The 8254-nt window shown below is 76.4% G+C and carries 4 protein-coding genes; all 4 read left to right on the forward strand.

The genetic code is table 11. The features are described 5' to 3' along the window. Nucleotides 1–165 precede the first annotated feature (165 nt). On the forward strand, nucleotides 166–822 hold the full coding sequence (locus J3P29_RS07730; RefSeq protein ID WP_210492491.1) for a hypothetical protein: 657 nt from the start codon (nucleotides 166–168) through the stop codon (nucleotides 820–822). 205 nt (nucleotides 823–1027) lie between these two features. After that, nucleotides 1028–2359, forward strand: coding sequence for a substrate-binding domain-containing protein (locus tag J3P29_RS07735; RefSeq protein WP_210492493.1), 1332 nt, complete (start codon nucleotides 1028–1030; stop codon nucleotides 2357–2359). 413 nt (nucleotides 2360–2772) lie between these two features. Continuing rightward, complete coding sequence (locus J3P29_RS07740) at nucleotides 2773–6060, forward strand: hypothetical protein (protein WP_210492494.1); 3288 nt, start codon at nucleotides 2773–2775, stop codon at nucleotides 6058–6060. Nucleotides 6061–6347: 287 nt separating this feature from the next. Continuing rightward, a complete protein-coding gene (locus J3P29_RS07745; RefSeq protein ID WP_210492495.1) occupies nucleotides 6348–8216 on the forward strand; it encodes a hypothetical protein in 1869 nt (622 codons plus the stop codon). Nucleotides 8217–8254: the final 38 nt, after the last annotated feature.

Here is an 8254-nt window from a genome sequence, read left to right on the forward strand (position 1 = left end):
GGTTCAGGTGTTGACGTGCAGGTTGCGCTCGTACTGACGTCCGCGGTCCCAGGATCTTGACGACTCGGCCGGGGCGAGCCGGTGGGGTGGGCGCCGGCCGCCGACCGGCGTCCCGGGCGCCCCGACCGCGGGACCGCCCCGCCCCAGCAGACCCAGGAGTCACCCATGCCGAAGTCCTCACGCGTCCTCGCCGCCGTCGCGGCCGCGGGCGTCCTGTCCCTCGCCGCCGCGGGCGCCGCCGGCGCCGCCGAGCCCGCCGAGCCGACGCTGTGCGACGGCGTCCTGACCGGCGTCGTCGCCGGCGACGTCATCGTCCCGTACGACGCCACGTGCACCCTGCGCGGCGCCCTCGTGCGCGGCGCCGTCACGTCCGAGCCCGACGCCGCGGGCCTGGTCGTCGACCGCAGCGTCGTCGCCGGCGACGTGGCGGCCGACGCGGTGCACCGCGTCGAGATCCGACGCTCCGCCCTGCGCGGCGCCCTGGGCGTGGTCGAGGCGCGCGACGGCGCGACCGTCACGTCGTCCGTCGTCGCCGGGCCCGCCACCCTGGCGGGCACGGGGGGCGGGCTGGTCGTCGGCGGCGACACCGCCGCGCTCGGCAACGCCTTCGGCGACGGGCTGACGGTCAGCGGCGGCTCGGCCGGTGGAACGATCGCGCGCAACGTCGTGCGCGGCGACCTGCGCGTCTCCGGCGTGGCGGGAGCGCTCGTCGTCCGGCGCAACCTCGTGACGGGCGAGCTCGGGTGCGCCGACAACACGCCGGCGCCGACCGGCGGCGGCAACGTCGCCGGCGCCGCGACGGGGCAGTGCGCGGCGCTCTGAGCCCGCGACTTCACCGCCTGATCACGCCCGCCCGCGCGCCCGTTCCTCAGTGAGATCGTCGCAGCCGATGTTGTCGTCGATCGTCACGGATTGTTCACGGACGAGCGCGTGACGCGGAGCACGATGGTCGCGCCGGGAGCCCCGACGGCCCCCGGCGCGGCCGCCGTCCGGCGGCCGGTCCCTCCAGCGTCACCAGGAGACAGCGATGCGGTTCAACAGCACCATCCGCGGGGCGATCGCGGCGGCCGGCGTGGCCGTCGCGATCGCGGCGGTCCCGGGCAGCGCCAACGCGGCGTTCGACCCCAGCAACGACACCCGCTGCGAGAACGCAGCGTCGATCAAGGGCGTCGGCGCGTCCTTCCAGCGCCAGGCGCAGCTGGCGTGGGGCGCCACGCTCCTCTCGCCCGACCCGGGCGGCCCCGAGGCCCAGGGCTTCGGCTACGACACGACGACGGGCTGCTCCGCCTTCCAGGTCGGCGGGCTCTCCGTCAGCTACGAGCCGCGCGGCTCGGGCGACGGCCGCAAGGCCATGGGCGCGTCGACCGTCGCCGGCGAGGCCGGCGTGCGCAACACGAACTACGCCTTCGCCGGTGCCGACGAGCCCCCGACGGCCGGGCAGCTCGCCGCCGCCAACGCCGGCCCGTCCACGGCCACGACCGACGACGCCACGCTGCGGACGATCCCGGTCGCCCAGTCGGCGGTCGCGGTGACCGTCAAGCTGCCGGCGGGCTGCACGCTCGCGCAGAGCACGACGGCCCGCGCGATCACCAAGGCGCGGCTCGAGGGCGCCTTCGCCGGCGACGTCGCGTACGACACGTGGGGCGAGATCCTGCCGTCGATCGCCGGCAGCGGCTGCGCCGCCAAGCCGGTCCAGCGCGTCGTCCGCCTGGACTCCTCCGGCACGACGTTCGCGTTCAAGCAGTACCTGGCGGCGGCCAACCCGTCCCGGGGCTGGAGCGGGCTGTCGAACACCGCCTGGCCGAACGAGTCGACGGATCCCGTCGTCCGCGGCGCGGCGAACGGCGCCGGCGCCCTGCTGGACGCCCTCAGCGCCCAGACCGACGGCGGCATCGGCTACGCCGACCTGGCGTCCGCTCGCAGCCGCGCCTACGACTGGGCCGGCGCGTCCGACAGCACGGTCTGGCTGTACACCCAGCGCATCAGCGACAACGCCTCGCGCGGCCCGGCGCGGAGCAACACCGCCGGCACCACCGACACGGGCGCCAACTGTGCGGCGGTGTCGTACGGCACGCTGCCGTCGACGACGGACAGCTGGAGCGCGGTCACGGGTGTCGCCACGGGGGACGACTACGGCATCTGCGCGCTGACGTACGCGCTCGCGTGGGAGCGTCCGTCGCTGGCCAACGTCGGGTCGCTGCAGCCGGCGATCACGCAGGGCCAGGCGCGCGCCACGAAGGACTACCTGGACTACGCGATCAACGGTGGTCAGGGCCAGCTCGCCGCGCGCGGCTACTCGCCGCTGCCGACGGCCGTGCGCACCCAGGCGCAGGCCGGCGTGAACGCGGTGGACTGGTAGCACGCTGCACCGCCGCGCACCCTCGGGTGCGCGGCCCGCAGGTAGGACGAGCCGGTGGGCGACCAGGACGCCCGCCGGCTCGCGGCGTTCCGGGCCAGAGCGCCGACCGACGGCGACCGCCTCGGCACCGCTTCCGCCCGACGAGCGCGTACGTCGTCACCAGGTCTTCACAACGCGCGCCGACGTCGGCCCTCGACGACAACTCGCCGTGAACAACGACCGTCAGACTTCGCACGATGTTCACGGCTGGTCGCAGGGTGCGGACTAGCGTGCCCCGCCGTGACGGGCCGCACCCCGCGGCCCACGACCAGGAGCGTGGTGCGATGTTCGGCAGCAGACGGCGGCGACGGGACGGGCGGCCGCCACGCGGACGGTGGGCGGGGGCGACGCTCGGCGCCGCGACGCTGGCCCTCGTGGCCGCGGCGCCCGCGACGGCCACGCCGAGCTCGGGGATCCTGCCCGGCTCGCGCCTGACGGTCATGGCCGGCTCGACGATGGGCGTGACCGCGACCGCCGTGCACGGCACCGCCGCGTACCTGGGCGGCCAGTTCGGGAGCATCGGCTACCGCGCCCCGGGGATCGCCGCGTTCTCGTCCAGCACCGGACGCCCCGATCCCACGGTGCCGGAGCTCGAAGCGGTCGCGGCGAACGCCGTCGCGTCGGCCGAGCGCGTCGTGCCCGACGGCGACGGCGGCGTCTACGCGCTCGGGCTCGCCAACGGCAACACGGGCAGCGGCGCGGTGGCGGTCGAGGGTGTGCCGGTCGGCGCCCGCTGGCTGCATCTGGGCGCGGACGGGCGCCCGGACCGCACGCTGACGCCCCGCTTCGCGCGTCCTTCGGGCGAGGTGTCCGTGAGGGACGTCGTCGTCGGCCGCGACGGCACGCGCTACGTCGCCGGCGACTTCACGGCGGTCGACGGGCAGCCGCGAGCGGGTCTGGCGGCGATCGACGCCGACGGCCGCCTGACGGACTGGGCGCCCGCGGTCACGGGCGGCGGGGTCGGCCGGCTCGCGATCGTGGGGGACGGCATCGTCCTCGTCGGCACGTTCCTGCAGCCGTTCACGGCGGTCGCCGGACAGGCGCGCGCGGGCCTCGCCCTCGTCGACGCCGCGACGGGCGCCCCGCGGCCGTGGGCGCCGTCGGGACTCACGCAGGAGGACGCCGACAGGGGCGTGGCCGTCGACGGGCAGACGGTGCTCCTCGCCTCGGCACGCCGCGTGCAGGTCGTCACCACGACGGGTGCCGGGACGCCCCGCGACCTGCGCCTGCGGCGCGACGACGAGGCGGGCGAGATCAGGGCGATCGCCGTGCACGGCGGCAAGCTGTACGTCGCCGGGGACTTCCGGCAGCTCGGGGCGCAGGACGACCGCCCCGCCCGGAGCTTCGTCGCCGAGGTCGACCCGGCCACCGGCAACGCCACGGACTGGGCGCCGAGCGTCACCGCGGCGTCGGGGGCCATGGCCCTGGCGGTCACCGACGGCCGACTCTACGTGGCGTACGACCAGCTGCGCCAGTCCGCCGAGGCCGGTCGTCCGTGCGGCCTGGTCGCCCTCGACCGCGCCACCGGTCGCCGTGACGACACCTTCTCGACGGGCATCAACGGAACACGCCTGGAGTGTGGGTCGGGCACCACGTCCGTCGCAAGCGCCGGTGCCCGCGTCTGGGCCGCCGGCACCTTCTCGAAGGTCGCCGTCGAGCGGCGGGACGGGCTCGCGGCGATCGACGTCGCCAAGGACGAGCTCCTGCCGTGGGCGCCGACGCTCCGCGACGACCTGATCGAGCCGAACGTCCGGGACCTGCTCGTCAGCCGCGACGGCGCGACGGTGTACCTGGCGATCGAGGACTACGACTCGCTGCAGATCAACGGCGTGGACCGCCGGTCCGTGGCCGCGGTCGCGGCGACGGGCGCCGCGAACCGCGCGCAGGACGTGCGCCCGTGGGACCCGGCGCCGCAGGGCGTCGTCCAGGCGCTCGACGCCTCGCCGGACGGCGAGCGGATCTACCTGGGCGGGTCGTTCTGGGCGCTCGGCGAGACGTCGCGCGCCAACCTCGCCGCGGTCGCCGCAGGCGGGGCCGGCGCGCCGACGACGTGGGCGCCTGAGCCCGACGGCGGCGTTCTCGACCTGCAGGTCGCCGGCGACGGGACGGTCTACGCCGGCGGCGGCTTCACGCAGCTCGGCGGCCAGGCGCGGAACGGACTGGGCGCGATCACCGCCGACGGCACGGTCACGGCCTGGGACCCGCAGCTCGACCCGGCCGCCGTCGACGACGGCGTGCAGGATCTGGCCCTGGGCCCGGACAGCGTGTACGTCGCCGGCGGCTTCACGGGCACGATCGGCGGCGCGAGCCGCCGCAACCTCGCCGAGCTGCGCCGGTCGGACGCGTCGGCGACGGCCTGGGATCCGCAGGCGCGCGGGACGGCGCGGACGGTCAGTCGTCTGGCCGACGGGAGCGTGTACGTGATCGGGCCGGACCGCATCGGGGACGCGGACCGTCCTGGTGGCGCGGCCGCGTTCGCGCCCGACGGCACGCTGACCGCGTGGAAGCCGACCGGCAACGCCAGCAACGCCTTCCAGGGATCGGCCGAGGTCCGCGACGTCGCCGGTCAGGTCGTGGTGCCGTTCCGCACGTCGCCGGCCATCGACGGCGTGCCGCAGACCGGCTTCGCGCTCTACGGCCCGGCGACGGCGCCGAAGGCCGCGTCGCCCGCCGTGCCGCCCGTCGTCGCGGGTCTGCCGGTGGCCGACTCGCGCCTGACGTGCGCGGGCGGCGCGTACGACGGCAGCCGTCCGCTGCAGCGCAGCTACGCGTGGCTGCGCGACGGGCAGCCGATCACCGGGCAGACGGCGGTGACGTACACGACGCGCGCGGCCGACGTGGGCCGGGCGCTCAGCTGCCGCGAGCGGGTGGAGAACCCGGCCGGCGCGCTGCAGACCGAGAGCGCGCGGGTGCGGATCGTGGCCGGCACGCCGGTCAGCGACGCGCCGCCGTCCGTCACCGGCACGGCGCAGCCGGGCAGCACGCTGACGTGCGACCGCGGGCTGTGGTCGAACGACCCGGACGCGTTCACGTACGCCTGGCTGCGCGACGGGACCGCGCTCGACGGGCAGACCGGCGCGACGTTCGCGGTGACGGACGGCGACGTCGCCCACGCGCTGGCGTGCACGGTCGTCGGCGCGAACGCCGTCGGCGTGTCGAAGCCGGCGCGCTCCGCGGCCGTCACGGTCACCCGCCCCAGCACCGGGGGCGGGGGCGGGGGCGGGAACGAGCAGCCGTCCGGGGGCGGCGGGCAGCAGGAGCAGCCGCGGGGCGGCCCGTCCGGGCCCCCGCCGCCCGGCCCCACGCCCGGAGGCCCTCAGCCGCAGCCCCGCCCGCCGGTGACGCCGAGGCCGACCGTGACGGTGGGGCGCGCCGCGGCGGCGAAGGGGCGGGCGTTCACGCTGCGCCTGACGCCCTCGGGGTCCGGCCGGGTGACGGTCGTCGCGACGGTGCAGGCGGGCAGGAAGACGGTCACCGTGGCCACGGGCCGCGGCGCGGTGCGGGCCGGGAAGGCCGCGACCGTCGCGATGAAGGCGACGAAGGCCGGCACGCGGGCGCTGAGGCGCGGCCGGACGGCGAAGGTCACGTTCCGGGTGACGTTCACGGCCGCGGACGGCACGACGGGCGCCACGACGAAGAGCGTGCGCGTGAAGGTGCGGTGACGCTCGCGCGGTGAACGGCGACACGGGCCGGCCCACGCGCCGGCCCGTGGCCGGTCCTGTGCTATTCGCGCGTCCGCGTCAACGCCCCACGGGGGCGGCGCGCCCGGGGCGGCGCTCGACGGTCGCTCGACGCCCGGTACGACCGGACGAACGTTGACGACGACGATGACAAAACGGTCTCCGGTCGACCACGTGATGTTCACAAGGCGGGCGCCGCCGCTGACCAGAGTGCGCGTGCCGGGCGGCGACGTCGCCCGCTTGCCACCGCTCAGGAGCACGAACACACGATGAGGACCACCACCGGTCTGCGCCTCGGCGCTGCCGCGGTCGGGGCGCTCGGCGCCCTCGCCGTCCTTCCCGGCGGCGCCAACGCCGCCTTCGACGCCGCCCACGCGGCGCAATGCCAGAACGCCGCCAGCCTCAACGGCGCCGGCGCCTCGTTCCAGAACACGGCCCAGAACGCCTGGGGCGCCAGCATCGTCGGCGGCGCCGCCGCCCCGCAGGCGGGCTTCGGCTACGCCTCGCTCGCCAACGGCGGCTGCACCGCCTTCCGCATCGGCGGCACGCGCACCATCACCTACACCGGGTCCGGCTCGGGCGCCGGCCGCCGCGCGTTCGGCGCCAGCACCACCGCCGGGCAGGCCGGCGTGCGGGACACCACGATCCACTACGGCGGCGCCGACGAGGCGCCCTCGGCCCAGGAGCTCGCGGCGGCGAACAACGGCCCCGACGGGCAGGCCGGCACGGCCGACGACGCCAGCCTCCTCACCATCCCGGTCGCCCAGTCGGCGATCGCGATCGCCGTCAAGCTGCCCGACGGCTGCACCGCGCCGACCGGCCGCACGATCACGAAGGCGCTGCTCGAGCGCGCGTTCGGCGGCGACGTCACGGCCGACCAGTGGGGCGAGATCCTGCCGTCGATCAGCAGCGACTGCGCGGCGAAGCCCGTCACCCGCGTCGTGCGCAACGACAGCTCGGGCACGACGTTCCAGCTCAAGCAGTTCCTGCAGGTCGTCAACCCGGGCCGCCAGCCGACGGCGTGGAAGGACACCGCCAACCAGGCGTGGCCGAACGACGGCGGCGCCACCGCGGTCGTCCGCGGGCAGGCCAACGGCGCCGGCTCGCAGCTCGACGCCCTCTCCGCCCGCACCGACGGCGGCATCGCCTACGCCGACCTGGCGACGGCCCGGGGCAAGGGCTACGGCGCCACCGACGCGACGAGGTTCTGGCTCGACGTGCAGGTCGACGGCAGCAACTTCCAGAGCCCCGCGCTCCAGGGCGCCCCGGGCGCCAACTGCCGCAACGTGACGTACAAGGACCCGTCGACCAACGCCCTGCCGGCGTCAGCGAAGGCCAGCTGGTTCAACGTCACGGGCGCCGGCACGGCTACGGACTACCCGCTCTGCGCGCTGACGTACGGCCTGGCGTGGGAGGACATGGCGAAGGCCAACGTCGGCCGCGCCAACGGCAAGCCGGACTACACGCAGGACCAGGCCCGCGCGGTGAAGGACTACCTCGCCTACGTCACGAACGCCAACGGCGGCCAGGCGGCCCTCGAGGCGGCCGGCTACCAGGGCCTGCCGACGGTCGACCCGGCGTCGACGACCGGCGCCGGCCAGGCGGGCACCGTCCTGGCCCTCGCCCAGGCGGGCGTCAAGGCCCTGACGTGGAACGCGGCGACGGTCACGGACCCGGGCGAGAACCCCGGCGGCGGTGACACGGGCGGCGGCGGCAATGGCGGCGGCACCACGGGCGGCGGCACCCCGAAGCCCCCGGTCCAGACCCCGCCGGTCCAGACGCCCCCCGTCCAGACCCCGCCGGCGAAGACCCCGGCCCCGACGAAGGCGACGCTGAAGGTCTCGCGCGCCGCGGTGGCCAAGGGCCGCGCCTTCACGCTGACCCTGGCCCCGTCGACCGCGGGCCGCGTGTCCGTCGTCGCGACGGTGAAGTCCGGCGCGAAGACGGTGACGGTCGCCACGGGCTCCGGTGCGGTGAAGCCGGGCTCGGCCGCGAAGGTCGCCGTGAAGGCGACGAAGGCCGGCAAGCGCGCGCTCAAGGCCGGCCGCGCGGCGAAGGTGACGTTCCGGATCACGTTCACGGCCGCCGACGGCGCGAAGGTCACGACGACCAAGACCTTCAAGGTGAAGGTCAAGTAGGTCCTCCCCACCGGGAAGCGGCACTGCGGGCCGGCTCC

Origin of the sequence: Patulibacter sp. SYSU D01012 (genome assembly GCF_017916475.1) — a bacterium.
GTDB lineage: Bacteria > Actinomycetota > Thermoleophilia > Solirubrobacterales > Solirubrobacteraceae > Patulibacter.

What these genes read in the sequence shown, in the direction of transcription:
- J3P29_RS07745 (WP_210492495.1), top strand. Translation starts at nt 6,348, where the DNA reads ATGAGGACCACCACCGGTCTGCGCCTCGGCGCTGCCGCGGTCGGGGCG.
- J3P29_RS07730 (WP_210492491.1), top strand. Translation starts at nt 166, where the DNA reads ATGCCGAAGTCCTCACGCGTCCTCGCCGCCGTCGCGGCCGCGGGCGTC.
- J3P29_RS07735 (WP_210492493.1), top strand. Translation starts at nt 1,028, where the DNA reads ATGCGGTTCAACAGCACCATCCGCGGGGCGATCGCGGCGGCCGGCGTG.